Raw genomic sequence first — 17,162 nt, forward strand, 5'->3', positions numbered from 1 at the left:
AAAGATGGGGTGTGCAGCGCTGAAAGGTTCGCCAGGGAACCGTTTTCTCACGTTGGCGTGATTTTAGCCTTCCGATAAGCGCCCGGCGTAACGTTAAACCGCGACCTGAACAGCCGCGTCAGATGCGCTTGGTCCGTAAAACCGCACTCATAAGCGATGCTGGCAATGCTCTGCATGGTTTCTCTCAATAGTTTTGCCGCGAACTCAATTCGCTGGAGCCGTAGCCATTGATGCACCGCTAATCCGGTAGACTGGCGAAAAGCGCGAGAGAAGGTCAATGTCGGCATGTCGCAGACTGCCGCGACCTCATCGAGCGATAGATCGGTCGCGAGATGTGTTAGGAGGAATTCTTCGACACGGTTCATCTGGATTCTCGTCAGAGAACCAGCCTGCGCCATAGGCCTCGATGCACCTCGGTATTGACCTAGAAGGTACCGGCACAGCGCAATGCCAACGTGGTCGAAGAACATTCGACCCGCCGAAGCAGGATTAGCCAGAGCGGGGAGTAGGGAGCGACACAGGCCCGTCACGATCGGGTCTATACGACCGTCACGGCCCTCTAGTCCTTGGAAACTTGGTAAAGACTCCAGATCGCACAGTTCCTTCAACACAAGGTCTGGGATATGGAATTGGAGACAGTCATAAGAGACCGGAAGATAGGCGCGTGGCTCTTCCTCCAAATGGACCATGCTTAGGGTATCTTTTTGGAAGCCTCCCGAGTAGATGAGGCGTCCGAATTTCCAGAGCTCGTGATGTTTGAGGTCTTCCAGCTGGAAACTGAATACCGATGCCTTTTCGGTCGGAATCGTCGGCGTAAGCTCCTTGCTGCTTTGGTCTGTCCAAAGCCGCGTTACGGTGATTTGCGATGAACGCAGTCCGGTCGTTTTAAGCGACTGAAACTCCGACAGGCCGAAAATTTTTGCAATCTGCGCCCCTGCAGCAGGTTGGTGCTGCCTTGTGATGGCGTTCATCTATTCCTTCTCCAAGCACTTGGTGTCATTCCGACGAGCGTGCTGAATGTGCGTGTTAGGTGAGCCTGGTCTGCAAAGCCACAAAGCCTCGCGATTTGCTTCATCGACAGCGTCGTCGACTGAAGCAGGGTCTGCACTTTTTCGACCCGGTAACGGCGAGCCCATTGGCTGGGTGTCAATCCGGTAGCAGCCCGAAACGCAGAGCTAAACGCTTCCACCGGGATTCCACATTCTCGAGCGATGTCTCCCAGGCCAAGGCTACTGGCATCCTCTGCCGACAGCATTTCTTTGGCCAGACTAAGCTGGGATTGGGACAAAGTCAGGTGAGCCGGTCGCCACGCTTTGCGCCCGTACGCGGCGACGAGCTCCGAAACCATGGCGAAAAACAGCTGATCAATGAATAATCCGGATGACGGTGTTTTGTCGGATAGTGCCGGCACAAGCGCTTGAGCTAAATTCGCCAGTACGAGATTGATTTCGCCGGGTTTGATATCAAAACCTTCGACTTGGTGACTATGGTTTGATTCAGCATAGTCCTTGAGCGCATGCTCCGGCACGTGCAGTTGCAGACAATCGAAAGGGTCGGGAAGTAGTATAGTAGGCTCTTCGGCAAGGTGGACGATGTTTACTGAGTGGCGCTCGTACGGCAGCGAGTTCGAGAGCTTGCCGCCCTTCCAGAGTTCGTGTCTGCCGATCCGCTGCAGCTGTATGCTGACAATGTACGTCTGCTCGATAGGGATAGGGCTCGTCATCTCACTACCAAGCCCTGGAGAGGTTAAACGGACCGCATCGAAGCGTGACCGGGAAGATAGTTCCCCACCCCTGCGTGAAACGTGGGTCGCGCCAACAAACCGTTCCATATGGATGCCTTCGACCGACATCTCGTTCCCCGAATCCAATTGCCTATGCCAACAATTTACAATTGTGGGAACTCACAAATCTATTGGACAGGAGAAAGGGTGACCCCCTACGATCGTAGGGGGTTAGTAGGACGTTCTTTGAACTCCGAGTTGGTCAGCAAAGCGAACCAGCTCTGGCAGCGTCTGAAGATTAAGCTTTTTCATGACTTGCCCTCGGTGCGCTTTGACCGTCGGTTCGCTGATCCCGAGTTGGTGGGCTGCCTGCTTGTTCCCTGTCCCGGTCACGACCAGAGCAAGAACGTCTTTTTCGCGTGGCGTAAGGCTGTCGTAGAGCCGTCGTGCTTGCGCGACCGTTTCCATATCCCGACGGCGTTCAGTATCGCGTTGGAGCGCCACGTGAATTGCGTCTATAAGGTCCTGAGGTCTGATTGGCTTTGTAAGAAACTCCACCGCACCCGCTTTGATTGCCTTCACGGCCATTGGGATGTCCCCATGCCCGCTAATAAATATTATAGGGATTTCGTTGCCGATCTTGTTCAAGTGGTTCTGAAGTGAGATGCCGCTTTGTCCGGTCAACCTGACGTCAAGTATCAGACAGGCCTGCCGCGACAGGTCTACCTCGTCGAGGAATTCCTCCGCGGAGCGATAGGCCTCCACGCGAAATCCAACAGACTGCAGAAGCTCCTGGAGGGCAATCCGGATGTCCTCGTCGTCGTCGACGATATAGACCTGACGAGGATAATCTAAAGCGTCACTAGATTTTGGCATCGTTCACAGCCGGAATTGAGAATGCGAATTTTGCCCCCGCGGTATCCGTCTCACTGCCCGCGGAAATCTTTCCACCGTGAGCCTCGACAATGGACCGACATATGGCCAACCCAAGGCCCATTCCCTCGCGTTTTGTCGTGAACATCGCATCGAAAATCCGCTCATTGTCCAAATCATTTAGACCGGGCCCCGTGTCGGACACCGAAACCTCAACCTCTGCCTCAGAAAGATTCTTCGATGAAATCGTGATCCTTCGCGTGGCAGTCTCTGCTGATGTCATCGCCTCCATCGCATTCATCAGCAAATTAAGAATGAGTTGCTGTAGTTGAACTCTATCCCCATAAACGCGAGGGATACTTGGGACGAGGCGTGTTTCCACCTCCGCATTATGTCGGCGTATCTCTCCCCGCAGGAGGCTGACGACCTCCTGAACAACCTCATTCAGGTCAATCTCAACAAATTTGTCGGGCGATTTACTCGCAAGTCCGCGTATAGATCGGACCACATCCCCGGCTCGATGGCTGTTCTGTGCCATCCGGTCGGCGGCAGCCTTTGCTTGTTCAAGGTATCGCAGACAGGTTTCCGCGTTTGAAACGATTGCGGTCAGCGGTTGGTTCACCTCGTGTGCAATCGACGCCGCTAACTCACCGAGACGCGACAGCCGACCGACCAACGCGAGGTTCGCCTGAGCTTGGCGCAACGCATCGTCCATCTCTTTCTGGTGCCCGATGTCTCTGAAAACCAACACCACACCCGAAATGTCGCCGTTGTCATCGATAATGGGAGCGCCACTATCGTCGATATGAATTTCGGTACCATCCTTCGCGATCAGAAGCGTATGGTTTGCCAGGCCTACTATCGTCCCTAGTCGGAGGACCTTGGCGACCGGGTCTTCCACGGTCAGCCTAGTGTCTTCGTTGATGATCCTAAAAATCTCAACGACGGGACGTCCGGTTGCTTCGGCCAGCGACCACTTGGTCAAGGCCTCGGCGACGGGGTTCATAAACGTGATCTTGCCGAGTTCATCCGTTGCGATAACGGCGTCCCCGATACTGGACAGCGTCGTCGCGTAACGCCGTTCGCTTTCCCTCAGCTTTTTTTCTGCCGCATGTTTGTACAGTGCCATTTCGATGGCGGCCTTGAGCTGTGTTTCCTCGAACGGCTTGAGCAGATATCCGAAAGGCTCAGATTGACCTGCGCGCCTTACGGTTTCGTCGTCGGCGTAAGCGGTGAGATAAACGACAGGAATACGTGCTTGTCGCCGGATCGAGTCGGCAGCCTGTATGCCATCCATTTCTCCTTCAAGGCGGATGTCCATCAGTACGAGGTCAGGGCTCGTTTCGAGAGCCAACCGTATGGCGTCTTCGCCAGTAACGGCAGCGCCGGCGACCCGATAGCCGATATTCTGGAGTTGTAGTTGGATGTCGCGAGAGACGACCCTCTCATCCTCGACGACCAATATGGATGCCTGGCTCAAAATGGTTCCTCAATGCTGAGTGGTGTTGAAGGTTATACTGAATTTGGAGCCGTTGCCCGATTGAATCGACAAGCTTCCACGAAGTTGATCAACGAGATCGGTTACTAGCTGGAGGCCAAGTGTCTCGTTGCCCTTCCAGCCGTCTTTTAGGCCGATCCCGTCGTCAGAAACCACCAGCTCGTAAGTCGGGTGTTTGACTGACAAAATGACTTCAATCTGACCCGAGGTGCTTTCTGGAAATGCATGTTTGAGAGCGTTTGAAACGAGTTCGTTGACAATCAGGCCGCAAGAGACAGCGCTGTCGAGGTTTAGGTCAACCTCATCGACGTGAACATTCAAGCTAATAGATTTTTCACGTGTCCCATACGCACGAAGCAGGTGGGCACAGAGCGTATTCAAGTGGTTCGCCATCGCTATTCGGGCAAAGTTGCCTGCGCGATAAAGGTTCTCGTGGACAAGAGCCATCGAACGGACGCGGTTTCGGCTGTCTTGCAGCAACTCCGCCATTTTTGGGTCAGTCATCCTGGAAGCTTGAAGGTTGAGGAGGCTGCTGATGAGCTGGAGATTGTTTTTTACGCGGTGATGAACCTCACGAAGGAGGGACTCCTTTTCGTCGAGTGACGCATTTTCAAGTGAGATGGCCGCCTGCGCTGCAATTAGTTTCAGTACCGCGATGCGCGCCGGAGAAAATGCTCCCTGATGCAAGCGGTTTTCAAGGAGAATGAGGCCAACTGATTTTCCACGCGCTACGAGGGGAACGATAAGGCCAGAGGTGAATGTGGTTTGATCGCTGACACCTGCATGCTCTATTGCCTCGCCGTCCAACAAGATTGGCTCCTGTGTCCGAAAGGCGTCACGCAGGCGAGGCATCGAAATATCGCTGTCTTTCAACTGTTCTCGACGGAATGCCACGTCGATATGTTCTGCGTCTGCAACAGCTTCGGCTTCGATCCACATTCCATGTTGCTTGGGCATTATCAGTAGCGCACGCTGCGCCCCAGCATTCTCCAGCGCAATCGACAAAAGGGTCCTCACCATTCTGGATTGAACAGCCTCGCCGGCGACGCTGGCGGATGATCTAACCAGCGACTGAAGGTCGAGCTCCCTCGGGACCCCGCTGCTAGCACCAGGCACAACGGTTGGATCAGGAATTGTAGCAAGGTCGGGGTACTTTATCTCCATGTCGCGCAGTTTCCCACCAGCTCCCCACCGACGGTATGCGTTGTAGGCTCTATCTCGATGAGCACTACCTATTGTGCGAAGCCCAAGTTGATCGCAGTATCCAGAAGCGAGTTCGTTGGCGAGAGCCTCAATGTGGGGGAGGTGGTTTTGCTCGGCTGCCGCGATGGCGTTCTCGTAGTGACGAAACGCGTCAATCTGCCTCTGTTCTAACCTCGCGAGTTCGGCCTGCGCGAGCTCGGATTGCGCCTCGAAGTTTTCCGGACAATTGATGCACCAATTGTTGAGTGACGCCACATGGGTCCGAAGCCTTTGAACCTCGTCGACGTAGTCACCCGTTTCCAGCGACAGCGTTCTGGCAAGAGCGATGCATTCGAAGAACGCATTCTCAACGAATTCTAGGTGTCCAGCAGTTGTCCATAATAGCGGTCTAGCCTTCGCAGCAAACTCTATCGCCTCTGGATAGTCACCCGCAAACACTGCCGCCTCCATCCGCCGAATCCAATGCCAACAGGCCGCTATTTCTAATCCGGGTACGGTCGTGATCCTTTGTTCGAAGGCCACCTCGTCAAAATCGCCATCGTCGAATGTGTCGAGAGAAAAGGTCAGCCCCTGCAGACTGCGTACAAGCATCATCTGGCTCGTCACGATGTCTGCGATTAGCCCGAAACCCAATTGCTTGACGAACTCCAGACCAACGTTCGCGCGGCGCTCGACAGAACCAAGCTGGTCTCCGGTCATGAGCATGCTGCTGATTGTCGTACAGGTGCTAAATCCGGCATAGGTCAGGTCCCCGGACTCATGCGACGAAGTGAGCGCCTGACGGTGCAGTTCCCGACCAGAGCGGATAGGCTCGGAGTACGGCAGAACATGGTAGGAAAATGTCATCAAGACGCGCCCTCGGAATCTTGATAATTCCGGGTCTTCCGATAGATCAAGACCTAGTTTCCCAAAACGGTAGCCAGCCGCATAATTCCCAAACATTGGCCCCAGGACCATTCCAAGGTAGGTATAACCCAACGGGGATGCAGGCGTGTTTCCAGACGCCCTGCTGATGTTCGCCATACGGCATAGGACGAGACATACGAGATTTTGGTTTGAGAAAAATGCCGGCGGCAGAACCGCACCAAGCACATCCAGAATTGGCAATTGTTCAGATGTGACTTTCGGTAGCGTTGTTCGCTGTTCGATGGCCCTGTCACTAATTTCGGTCTCAATCTCGCGATATTCGCTCAGTACGTCTTCCCATGTCGGCGTCGCTGACCAATTAATGCCTTCGTGCCGGAGGTAATCGAGGCAGAGTTCGATCGCGAGCGATAGCTCTCCCTTGGCCGTGTAGAGGGTGATCTGAGACCACGTCACTCGAGCAAGCTGAGGCGTGTCGAGAATTCTTTGCCTCAATGCCTGCAACCGCAGTTCTGCATCTTGTGTTCGACCAAGGACGAACTCGCAGTCTGCAATATTGATTTCGAACTCGAATTCGAGTGATTTAGCCTCCGGTGTCGCAACGAGTCTTGCCTGACCACTTCCATGTTCGAAATACGCCAATGCAGAGGCGAATGCGGAAGACTCCTCTGCTCGTTGGCCAGCCTGCAGATTGAAACGCGCTACCTTGAGACGTTCGTCATCGTCTTCCAGCAGGCTTCCCGCTCGATTGTACTGCTGTGCCAACGTGAACACACGCGTCTGGAGCTCCGCGTCGGACAATTCTGCCACCATTCGCCTGGCAATTTTCAGGTGCATGGCTGTCCGCCGCTCTTCTCCCGGGGCGACGTATGCTGCTTCCTGAACACGGTCATGTACGAAGATCACGCCTTGATCTCGGCGCAGTATGAGACCAGCTTGAACCGCCTCATCTATCGCCGATTGATACGGTTCTAGTGCGAGCCCGGTGACCGTGCGGAGCAATTGTACACACACCATGTTTCCGAGCAGTGCCATTGCGGATACGACGTCGTTGGCGGTGTCGCTTAGACGGACGAGCTTTCCCGCCAAAAGTGCCATGACATCTTCAGAGGAACTATTCTCTATTGCGTCACGACGCCAATCCCAGTTCCTCGTATCCGTATTGAAAGCGACCCTCCCATCTTGCACGAGCGCGACCAGAAGCTGCGTGGTAAACAGTGGATTTCCCCCAGCACGCTCGAAAAGAAGGCCCGCAAGCGGCAAAACGTCGTTTCCGCTTACGCCAAGGCTATCAGATACCAGATGAAGCACATCATCATTCGATAGGGACTCCAGCTCAATGACTGGCACCGTTATGTCCGTCTTGTCCACTGAATCGAGCCACAGCTGCAAAGGGTGGGTGTCGTGAACCTCATTCGTACGGAACGCGCCAATAATCAGCGTGTGCCTTAGCGTTTGGGATTCAAGGGTTCGCCGGAGGAAATCCAATGTCGCATGGTCGGCCCATTGAAGGTCGTCCAAAAACAACACGAGGGGATGGCCAGGTGATGAGAACGCTCCCGCAAAGCGCTGAAGGACGTACTGAAAGCGATTTTGAGCCTCACTGGGCGGTAGGCTCGGGACCTCCGCTTGCGGACCAATCAATCGCTCGAGTTCCGGGATCAGCGACGAGATCAGCTTTCCGTTGGGGCCGAGTGCTCCCTTCACCGTTTCGGTGATCTCGTGCTGTCCAAGGCGCTTTCGAGGCGGCAAATTCGTCACCAATCCACGGAAGGCTTGGACGAGTGTTGCAAGTGGAACCTGACGATTGATCTGGTCGAACTTTCCCTCGGCAAAAAGGCCCACGTCCGAGTTGAGGCGGCGATGAAATTCTCCAACAAGTGCTGATTTGCCGACACCAGAAAGACCTGAGATAAGAACGACCTCAGACTTTCCGCTTAGTGCGATCCTGTCGTAAGCTTGGGAGAGCCGGAGTAGTTCTGGCTCGCGGCCGTAGAGTTGATCAGGAATTACCAACGTCCCGCGCGCGTCAGTCCGACCCAACTCGGCTAGTTCGATGCGACCATGTCGAGCAAGCTCGGAACGACAAAATTCGAGGTCGTCTATAAGTCCTTGGAGCGTTTGGTATCGTTCTTCCGCAGCCTTCGCCAACAGCTTCATTAGGACCGATGCGATGGCACTGGGAATGTTGGTCGTCCATCTACCTGGGGGAAGCGGTGGCCGGGCAAGATGGCTGTGTATCCAGTCAGCTGCGGTCTTCGCTGCGAACGGCAGTTTCCCAGTCAGGAACTCATAGAGCGTTACGCCAAGGGAGTAGAGATCACTGCGCATGTCTGGCAAGCGGTCCAACCGTCCCGTGGCCTCCGGAGACAAATACGGAAGGCGTGATTGAGCGAGGACGTCACTTTCCCGGGGAACAGGTCGTTTGATCATCTGAAACGCCGTGTTCGATGCAATAAGGTAGGCGATGTCTTGGCCCTGGATCATTATATTTGCAGGTCGGATGTCGCCGTGCACCAAATTGTTTTCATGAAGGCGAAGGAGCGCCTGACAAATCGCGAGGGACGTCTGGAGGAACGAGTCGAGGGAACGAGAGTTGCTCCCTGAAATCTCAAGAGGTAGCCCACCGAAATCCTCAAGTAGAACACCGACGCTCCCATTGATTTCGACAGGCCCTATGACAGCAGGGCATCCTGATAGCATCAGTAATTCCCGCATAGACCCATTGGTTTCTTCGGTTGTTGCCTCAGGGAGTTCGTGCGCGACTTTGACCTCGCCCAGGAGGGCGAGGTAACTCTGACCGTCAGCGGCCACACGCAAAAGAGACGTGTCGGCATCGGAGCGCAGGGGGATGATCTCGGATTGGAACTCGCGGCCGAAACTCACCATGGCAAATCCTAACGCCTGCCACGCCAAATCGCGGCAGTTCTTCCCTATGACCGAAATTCATATTCCGGTGTTTTTGAGTTGGCAACGCGTCGACCGTGATCATCGTGGTGCCTACTGAGGAAGTATGCGGCGTCACTGGCAGAACGCTGAACTTCGTGGGCCATCTTCCTGCAGAGATGAGATGCGGCAACAGGTGAGAATCCGACGATTTCCACGAGCACGAACGCCAGACGATCGGAAAACGGGAGTGAGTGTAGCAGGGACATGCACGGTTCTTCGTTCTTATTGACTGTCTCTCGACGGTTAGCTTCATCTACACGGGCGAGATCGATCAACTCAGAAAGCAGACCGTAACTTCCGAAGCGTTCCCGCGACGGAGCGGCAAAGCGTGACAACGCATGTTCAATCAAGATGTCCGCTCTTTCCCGACTGCCAGACATGATGGTGGCGATGGCTCGGATGTGTGGGAGGGCGTCAGCCACGGTGGAATTGCAGTCGAAACTTGCAGTCATGATCGGTTCACCCATTAAGCCGAATTCCGGTTGGATGCGGAGTTAGCTTTTAGGTCCGACGTAGAAACCCAACCGCTTCTCAATATCGCTATCTTTTTGCAGGCCCAGCCCGACGAATTCCGCGAGTCTCTTCTGAGCGAACGGTTTCCCGACACTTCCTACGAATGCATCCCAGGCTGGTTGCATTTCGGTGTCTGGTGGCAGGCTTGCTTCGTCCACGAAGCGCTTCGTCACCGCCAGTGCTTCGCGGTCGAAGGACGCGATCCGTCGGGCAAACCGATCAACAAATTCGTCCAGATCAACGTCGGGAATAGCGCGGTTTACGTAGCCATAGAGTTCAGCAAGGTTGCCGTCGATGTCGTCCGCTCCCAGCAGGACTTCCAATGCCCTTCCACGTCCCATAAGGCGAGGCATACGAGCCATCGGACCGCCGCCAGGCACAAATCCTGCCCCGACCTCCCAGTGCGACAACACAGCTCGCTCTCTGCTCGCAAAGCGGATGTCGCAGGCTAGGGCGATTTCACTACCGGAACCCGTTGCACGACCCCGTATTGAAGCGATGGAGACGACTGGAAGTTTGCTCAAGCGAACAAATGAATCAGGGACTGGATGCATCCCGGTGGGGCCTGGCTTCATGTTGATCGATTCAGAGGGATCACGGAGCACATCATAGTGCGCCATGAAATAGTCAGGGCTCGTGCTACCGATGACGACAACCTTTACGCTGGGGTCGCTCTCCAACCTCGTCACCACGTCTGAGAATTCACGTACCATCTCGGGTCCCATGATGTTCAGAGGCGGATTGTTCAGGTTTACTTCCCAGTATTCAGGAGAGTGAACTTTTACTTGGAGCTGCTTGTAATCTGGGAGGCCTTTCTGGGCGGTCATAGCTGTCGTCCTTGGGATCGTTTGGCGTTGAACGACAAGATAGGCTCTTCGATGCCAATCTATTGAACCCACGGGCCAACCTTTGAATGTCGGCACAATTCTTCCGAAATTCGAGCAATCATTCCGTTATGTGCAATATTGAGTTTCAGAATGAGGCAATTCCGACGAAATTGGGAATGATCTAGCTTATGGTCATCGAACGAGCTTTCGTTCACAACCCCAGAAGGAGATGATGATGACTAACGCCCGCTACGCTTTCCCCGCAATTCACCACAAGACCACCGAAGTCGACGGCCTTGAAATTTTCTACCGCGAAGCGGGCAGGGCGGATGCACCGACAGTGCTGTTGCTCCACGGTTTCCCGACCTCATCCCACATGTTCCGCAATCTCATTCCGGCCCTGGCAAACGACTATCACGTTATTGCTCCCGATCTGCCCGGCTTCGGCTTGAGTGCAATGCCGAGCCATACAGAATTCAAGTATACGTTCGAGCGGTTTGCCGAAGTGGTTGACGGTCTCGTTACAAAACTCGGTGTTTCTTCGTATACGATCTACGTTATGGATTACGGTGCGCCGACTGGCTTCCGACTGGCGCTTCGTCATCCCGAGCGAGTGACGGGCTTGATCGTTCAAAACGGAAACGCATACGAGGAAGGCCTTTCTCCCTTCTGGGATCAACTCAAGGCATACTGGGCGACGAATTCGCAGGAAGCTCGTGATGCACTGCGTCCGCTCATGTCTCTCGACGTGACGAAGTTCCAGTATCTTGACGGCGTTTCTGACCAGACCCGAATTGATCCGTCGAACTGGCTCTATGATCAGCAGTTTCTGGATCGACCAGGCAATATCGAAATCCAGCTCGACTTGTTCTATGACTATCAGAACAACGTCGCGCTCTATCCCAAGTTTCAGCAGTTCTTCCGCGATCGTCAGCCGCCGACCCTCATCGTATGGGGCAAGAACGACGTTATCTTCCCGGCACCCGGTGCCGAGGCATTCAAACGCGACCTGCCGAAGGCAGAGTTCCACCTCATCGATAGTGGACACTTTGCGCTCGAGGATCGTGCGGACGAAATCATTCCCTTGATCCAGGACTTCCTTGGCCGCACGTTGAGGAATTAACGGCTGCTTCGGATAACGAGAGAAACAGCGCTAGTAGGTCTGGCGCTGTTTTTTATTTGGGAGCCAACTCGCTATTCTGGCGTTTTTCATCGATCACTGTTGGGAAAAGCCTGAATACAGGACCCAACCAATAAACCGAAACTTCACTGCAATGACGTAGGAAGTAAGGCAGAAGGAACAGAGGTTCGGGGTGATCAGTCCGAGGGGATCGAGCTGTATCCATGACGTGAATCTTACAGGAGGGGCAGATGGGGAAACTGCACAGTCCATCGTGGCAAATTTGTTTGCCGTTGATGGCCATTGTCGGTCTGGTACTCTTACAGGCAGGCGCAGCCTCCAGTGCCGATATAACGAAATCCACTAAAGAGACCTGTGTTCTCTCACTAGAAGGAGAGATTGTCTCAGGCGATTTTTCCCGCCTGGTCGAAATCGCTGCCAAGGAGTTTCTTGGTTTCAATGGCGAGAGTTCGGCGCGCGACACAATCTGCCTAAACAGTCCGGGAGGGAACGTCACAGAGGGCGTTAAAATAGCTGAATTCTTCTATAAGAATGGCGTTGGCACGGTAATTGACGAAGGTGCGGAATGCTACTCCATGTGTGCCATCATGTTCATGATGGGAATTGCACAGGGACCCGAGGTGACCTTCGTCAATCGTAAGCTCCACATCACCGGTAAGCTCGGATTCCATCGCCCGTTTCTCGCCCTGACGGAAGAGAGCCTGATCAGTACTAAAGCGCTGGCCGTCGCTCATGACGTTGCCTTGGAAGACATGAGCAAGATCCTGTTGCTCTCCAACAATCTGGTCCCTTGGTCGAATTCGACGATGATGCGCCCTGATTTAATACAGGAGATGCTCCGGCATATCGGAAACAATTTCTTCTACATCGATACCGTCGAGAAAGCCGGCCGCTTCGAAATCGAGCTTATCGGCCTTCCTAAACAATCCACCCCACCCGAAGAACGCGCGTACTACGCGTGCGAGAATTCCTTCCATTGGCAAGTGGGCCTGATGAAGGACCCCGTCGATGTACGGAAATTCAGGAAACCCGTCACTCAGGACGAGTCTGTCGTCAAACTCCTGAAGACCTCAGATGGCACCGGGTACTATTCGGTGACGAGTAGCGATGCCGGGTATTCCGAAGCGGGATGCGTGATCGCGATAAATAGAAACGGCCTGCAGGGCTGCGGTTACAACGGGATGTATAACGTCCTGTTGGGGCAGGGAGCATGCACTGTAGATAATTTCGCCGATCGGAGTTGGGGGATCAACCAACTCGCTTCATATCGGCCCGGCCTTACGCTGAAAGAACTCGGTGGAGCAGCGGCAAGTGAGGATGTCACGTCGCCTAAGGCGATAATAGGTGCGAGAGTGTCCGCCACGTGCGCGGTCTTCAGTACCAGCGGCGAAAGGGAGATCGAACCCTGTGAAGCTACTCTAAACATCAATGTGATCGTAGAAAATCGGCGATCCGACCGCTACGAATTCCTATGGCCCACGGGCAACAAGACCATTCTTGCGCGCGATGGCGATATCTTCACGATAAACGGCAAGCCGTCTATTCCTTACTCGGACGACGGATATACGCTTTGCGCGCTCAACAGCGAGACGCGGAACCGCTTCTGCTTCAAGCTGTGACAGAAAATTCAGACGCGCACCGCATCGTCTGCTAACTGAGCTGTGACCGGCTGTTCATATTTGCAATAGGATTCGAGTTTGCTCGTCACGTCTCCAGTTTTGATAGGCTCAAGGTGCGCATGCGCATCGAAGTTGGCGCTAACGATAGCGGCGGACGTATCGAGGCCGGGGGACGGGTATAGCGCGTCGCAAGAGCGTCAGATGCCGCAGCTGGCCCCCATTTAGACAGTAATCTATAAAGCTGGCGCGCGTCACTCCTGCGATCACCACGTCGTTCGTCACTGGGTGTAGCAAGAATAGCCACAGGACAGGTTCGGGCAGAGTACAGCCCGCCACTTGAAACTGTTCATCTCCGAAATCGATGAATACAAGGGTTCGTAGCGGAGCCCAACGACGGAATATTCCGGACTTCCGGCGCGGGTACAGATAGAGCGGGTCATCTCTTAGAATGGTGGCGAACTCGACCGCCGACCGGAAGGCTTCGAGATCGAGTTTGTATCGGAGGCCGTCCACGACCCAAACCATTTGCTTGTAGAAAATCTCGCGAGAAAGTCGTTCCTCAGCAGAAATTGGGGAGTGTTGAAGCTCTATGACCAGGCCTCTATCATTCTTCACGTCGGCAATATGACGCTCGCCGTCATCGTCAACATGGATAACTTCTTGCCAGACATCGGGAAACAAGCATTTCCACTTCCGATGCCATTCAGTTTCTGGTTCCCACCAGTGATCGCACTCCAGCTTTTGTTTATGCGACCAGTGCCATATCCGGAATTGGCCGCACTTGGCGATGACGTCCATTCCACAGTTCGGGCAACTGCCGCGGAGTTTTGGTTGCGCCTCTTGGCGTTCCCCATCTACTAATGCGTACCTCAATTTCATGACGTCTCCCCCACTCACTAGAATGCTGCCGAGAGGTTCGCGACGGTCTTTCTCGATGTAAAGACCGTCGTCGTCATAAACGCGGTTTGCTGTCACTAAATGCATAGGTGTTTTGCCACAATTCCTGCGGCAAAAGTTGCGTTTCGGCAACATTTTTTGGGGGGGTGGGGAAGGTCACTTCCGCACGAAGTGATTGCTGCGACTCAGTCGATAAAGCTCGACTGTAGTTTTCTACTAGGCGCGGTACCGTTGCAGCATTGACGGCAACAAAGCGCCAATAGCGGACGTAGCCGCACACCTCGATCATAGTCGCCTCTCAACCTCATCACGGACGTTCCAAAAACGGTAGTGACTTCTCTAAAACTGCCCCTCGTCCATAGGACATTTGAGCAGCGAGAAATTTCGATTTCCTCTATCCATAAAGCTATGACTTCGGAGGAATAGATGAAGGTACCGCTAGAGTTCGAGAACATTATCGCAGATGTGGAAAAACGACAGGAGCCGCTTCCATCTCATTATTTTCAGACAGAATTGACGAAGGCTCGCGCGGCGCTCGGGAATGATCTCGACGCCGACCTAAACGCCGGTGCCTTTGCAGAACTCGTCGCATGGACGCTGACGACTGAAGCGTGGGGCCTAGAGCCGTGGCATTCTTACTTCGGCCCATTCGGTTCATGGATCAGCATCGACGGGAAGAAGGGATTCGCGCCGGCCGTCGACCAGGTCGACGAAGCCATCTTCCAGCATTGGGTCAGCCGTGTCGGTCAGTTCAAGCACCCAGGGCTGCAGGCTCGCTATGCGGACCTATGCTGGGAGCTTGCGAGAACGGTCGGCAATGCTAAGCCGGATTTTCGTCATGCTGTCGCTGCCGTTGATGCATATCTTGAGGGCCTGTCAAGCGGTCTCGTCACAGAGTTTCATGAGCAGATCGCGTCGGCCAGCCGAGCACTTGATATCGCTCGGCAAATACGGGACAACGACCGATCCGAGGCAGCGATCGTCATGCTATTGCAGCTTCATGATAAAGCCGTGGCGGGAGAGGGATGGTGGTGGAAAACCTACGACCGCCTGATTTCGGATAAGGCATTGACCGATGATAGGCGTGCCTATCTTTCCCAGAGCCTAGAGGGGCTAGCGGCCGAATACGCAGACACTGCGAACCCTGAAAAGTTTGACCCTTTCCAGCTTGAGAGCGTCTCTGAACGGCTGAAGGCATACTATAATCGCGTCGGCAGCCGACCGGACGTGGTCCGGCTTCAGGAGACAGTGGGTAGGGCTTTCGAGCACTCCGCCGCTCTCGGAGACAACCTGCGCGCGTCTTCGTTGCTTCAAAGCGCCGAGAACGTCTATCTTGATGCCGGCAAGCAAGAGGATGCGAAGCGAGCGAGGATCGCGCGGACAAAGGCGATCGAAGCGTCTCGTGAGGAAATGCAGTCGTTTGAAACGACTCAAACAATCACGAAGGAGGAAATGGAGGCATTCGTCTCCACGGTGGTCACAGACAATCCGCTGCATACCTTCGCGAGGATTGCGAACCAGTTCGTGCCTGAGGTCGCGCAGATAGAGACCCAGATCAAAAAGAGTGGGGAGAACGGCGGGGGTTCGATCATGGACTTCATTCCCATCGCGATAATGGCGAGAGATCATCAAGCCGCTATGCTTGGAGGCGTAGAAGACGACCTTGACGGACGTGTAGTCCATCATGCCCAGCAAAATGTACAGTGGACTTCACCATACCTGCATCGCGCGCTGCAGTCAGCGATCGAGAAACACGAACTCGACCCATATGCGATTGCGGGGTTTGCCGAGCGCTCGGGTCTGTTCGAAGATTCCAGTTTCCTACTCGAAGGCGTGGGCGCGTGGTTCGCTCATGATCACATGAAAGCAATCCATGTGCTGGTTCCCCAGGTAGAGCGTGCACTCCGCACCATCACCGGTAAACTGGGTGAAGCCGTCACCAGAAAGCACCCAACTATGCCGGACCGCGAGATCGCTATCGGCATGGGTGACATATTCGGAAACAAGGTCGTTAAGGACATCCTCGGCGCTGATCTGACGCTCTATTTTAAGCTCATATACTCCGATCCGCGGGGGCTAAACCTGCGCAACTCGATTGCACACGGCACTCTTGAGCGCGGTATGATCAATGCAGTGATAAGTGATCTCCTGATCCATTCTCTTCTTGTACTTGGCCTGTGGGATCAACTAGCCGACCACCGTAAGAAGAAGGCGGCTGGAGGCTGATGGGAAACTACCCGAACTGTCGCGCGCGTTGTCGTCGGAACTCCATGACCAGTGGAAGCCAGCATTTCCAGTAAGATTTCCCAGAACCCGCCAGTGCGCTTCCACCTCATCTCAGACTTCCGGGAACTGCCTTACGAAGGTCCACTTCGGGCCGGTTGCCGTCTTCTGCTTCGCGCCAATAGGAGACATTCACAGGTTGGATAGGCTAAAACAAAATCGATCTTCCTCGATCATGGATGCCCCTATGCCGACCTCGGTTGAAATTGTTTCTTACGACCCGAAATGGGCAGATGTTTTCACGGAGACCGAAGCCCTTTTGAGAAAACTACTCGGGGGATGCGTGATGGCAGTCGAGCATATCGGTAGCACCGCAGTGCCAGGATTGTCCGCAAAGCCGATAGTTGACGTGGATGTCGTTGTTTCGGGGCTTCGAAGCATTCCCGATGCAAGCGCTCTTCTCATTGGTGCTGGCTTCGAACCCCGTGGCAATCGCTACGACGACGATGTCTGGGCCTTCCTTTGGAAACGCCCGTCACCCCAGTTAAGGGTCTACCTTTGTCCGCCCTCAAACGAGACCCACGAAAGGCGGATGCTTTTCCGGAACTACCTCCGCCGACACGACGATGTGGCCTTGGCATATTCCGCCTTAAAACGCCGCCTTGCGGAGCAGTTCCCGTATGATGGTGATCGTTATACCTCGGAGAAGAGCGCGTTCATTTCCGAGATCGTCTGTGCGGCAAAGAAAGGCGCGGTATGACCGCTTCGGGCCGACTCTGGACTTCCCCTCTGCGCCCGAAAGCAGTCACAGGTCTGACGGATCGTGAGTAAG

General features: G+C 54.3%; 13 protein-coding genes. 4 read left to right on the top strand and 9 right to left on the bottom strand.

All coding sequences use genetic code 11. The features are described from left to right. Nucleotides 1-47: 47 nt before the first annotated feature. The 7 genes from N7578_RS07810 to N7578_RS07840 all read right to left on the bottom strand — a co-directional run bounded on the left by N7578_RS07810 (nucleotide 48) and on the right by N7578_RS07840 (nucleotide 10,450). A complete protein-coding gene (locus N7578_RS07810) occupies nucleotides 48-971 on the bottom strand; it encodes an AraC family transcriptional regulator (protein ID WP_311109707.1) in 924 nt (307 codons plus the stop codon). Continuing rightward, on the bottom strand, nucleotides 968-1,852 hold the full coding sequence (locus N7578_RS07815; RefSeq protein WP_311109708.1) for a helix-turn-helix transcriptional regulator: 885 nt from the start codon (nucleotides 1,850-1,852) through the stop codon (nucleotides 968-970). The genes N7578_RS07810 and N7578_RS07815 overlap by 4 nt, the downstream gene beginning before the upstream one ends. A 102-nt stretch (nucleotides 1,853-1,954) precedes the next feature. After that, nucleotides 1,955-2,599 (bottom strand): response regulator, encoded by a 645-nt coding sequence (locus N7578_RS07820; protein WP_311109709.1) that lies wholly within the window; start codon nucleotides 2,597-2,599, stop codon nucleotides 1,955-1,957. After that, nucleotides 2,586-4,076, bottom strand: a complete 1,491-nt coding sequence (locus N7578_RS07825) for an ATP-binding protein (RefSeq protein WP_311109710.1) — start codon at nucleotides 4,074-4,076, stop codon at nucleotides 2,586-2,588. The genes N7578_RS07820 and N7578_RS07825 overlap by 14 nt, the downstream gene beginning before the upstream one ends. Nucleotides 4,077-4,085: 9 nt before the next feature. Further along, a complete protein-coding gene (locus tag N7578_RS07830; RefSeq protein WP_311109711.1) occupies nucleotides 4,086-9,050 on the bottom strand; it encodes an AAA family ATPase in 4,965 nt (1,654 codons plus the stop codon). A gap of 44 nt (nucleotides 9,051-9,094) precedes the next feature. Then, nucleotides 9,095-9,577 carry a hypothetical protein gene (locus N7578_RS07835; protein ID WP_311109712.1) on the bottom strand — a complete coding sequence of 161 codons (483 nt, stop codon included), beginning with the start codon at nucleotides 9,575-9,577 and terminating at the stop codon, nucleotides 9,095-9,097. A gap of 27 nt (nucleotides 9,578-9,604) precedes the next feature. Then, nucleotides 9,605-10,450 (bottom strand): enoyl-CoA hydratase/isomerase family protein, encoded by an 846-nt coding sequence (locus N7578_RS07840; protein WP_311109713.1) that lies wholly within the window; start codon nucleotides 10,448-10,450, stop codon nucleotides 9,605-9,607. Between the two features lie 235 nt (nucleotides 10,451-10,685). Between N7578_RS07840 and N7578_RS07845 the strand changes: the two genes are divergently transcribed. Both N7578_RS07845 and N7578_RS07850 read left to right on the top strand, forming a co-directional pair. Beyond that, nucleotides 10,686-11,573: an alpha/beta hydrolase gene (locus N7578_RS07845; RefSeq protein ID WP_311109714.1), complete on the top strand. Its 888-nt coding sequence runs from the start codon at nucleotides 10,686-10,688 to the stop codon at nucleotides 11,571-11,573. A gap of 248 nt (nucleotides 11,574-11,821) precedes the next feature. After that, nucleotides 11,822-13,210, top strand: a complete 1,389-nt coding sequence (locus tag N7578_RS07850; RefSeq protein WP_311109715.1) for a hypothetical protein — start codon at nucleotides 11,822-11,824, stop codon at nucleotides 13,208-13,210. A gap of 138 nt (nucleotides 13,211-13,348) precedes the next feature. Here N7578_RS07850 and N7578_RS07855 read toward each other — a convergent pair whose 3' ends face one another. Together N7578_RS07855 and N7578_RS07860 are read right to left on the bottom strand one after the other, a co-directional pair. Next, complete coding sequence (locus tag N7578_RS07855; protein ID WP_311109716.1) at nucleotides 13,349-14,242, bottom strand: competence protein CoiA family protein; 894 nt, start codon at nucleotides 14,240-14,242, stop codon at nucleotides 13,349-13,351. Further along, the gene (locus N7578_RS07860) at nucleotides 14,163-14,396 is read right to left on the bottom strand and encodes a hypothetical protein (RefSeq protein ID WP_311110106.1); all 234 of its coding nucleotides are present in this window, start codon (nucleotides 14,394-14,396) and stop codon (nucleotides 14,163-14,165) included. The genes N7578_RS07855 and N7578_RS07860 overlap by 80 nt, the downstream gene beginning before the upstream one ends. Nucleotides 14,397-14,533: 137 nt before the next feature. Between N7578_RS07860 and N7578_RS07865 the strand changes: the two genes are divergently transcribed. Both N7578_RS07865 and N7578_RS07870 read left to right on the top strand, forming a co-directional pair. Beyond that, a complete protein-coding gene (locus N7578_RS07865) occupies nucleotides 14,534-16,333 on the top strand; it encodes a DUF4209 domain-containing protein (protein WP_311109717.1) in 1,800 nt (599 codons plus the stop codon). Nucleotides 16,334-16,577: 244 nt separating this feature from the next. Further along, nucleotides 16,578-17,090: a GrpB family protein gene (locus N7578_RS07870; protein ID WP_311109718.1), complete on the top strand. Its 513-nt coding sequence runs from the start codon at nucleotides 16,578-16,580 to the stop codon at nucleotides 17,088-17,090. Nucleotides 17,091-17,162 lie beyond the last annotated feature (72 nt).

The organism is Agrobacterium tumefaciens (genome assembly GCF_031801495.1).
In the GTDB taxonomy this organism is placed as follows: domain Bacteria; phylum Pseudomonadota; class Alphaproteobacteria; order Rhizobiales; family Rhizobiaceae; genus Agrobacterium; species Agrobacterium tumefaciens_K.